Source organism: Klebsiella sp. HN106, from assembly GCF_051209435.1.
Classification (GTDB): Bacteria; Pseudomonadota; Gammaproteobacteria; order Enterobacterales; family Enterobacteriaceae; genus Klebsiella; species Klebsiella oxytoca.
Genome location: NZ_JBLURD010000247.1, coordinates 1 through 291, shown reverse-complemented (window position 1 = coordinate 291; position 291 = coordinate 1). Strand labels below are relative to the sequence as shown.

Annotated in this window: 1 protein-coding gene; it reads left to right on the top strand. The window is 45.4% G+C overall.

Translation table 11 applies throughout. The features are described 5' to 3' along the window. Positions 1–96: 96 nt before the first annotated feature. Positions 97–291 (top strand): transporter substrate-binding domain-containing protein (locus ACSIPU_RS31110; RefSeq protein WP_435322554.1); only part of this gene is annotated, 195 nt, incomplete at its 3' end.

Below are 291 nucleotides of genomic sequence, written 5' to 3'. Positions count from 1 at the left end.
CATAAATCTTTGCCCTTAAGGGGCGAATAATGGCACGATAACTGGCGTAAATAGTTCTAATAAACCCGTTAGAATGACAGTCTGTCGAGGATAGTTATGAAAAAACTGGCGTTGTATCTCTCTTTAGCGCTGGCCCTTTCCAGCGTTTCCACGGTCTTTGCCGCCATCCCGCAAAAAATTCGTATCGGTACCGATCCGACTTATGCTCCCTTCGAATCGAAGAATGCGCAGGGAGAATTGGTCGGTTTTGATATCGATCTGGCAAAAGAGCTGTGTAAGCGTATTAATACG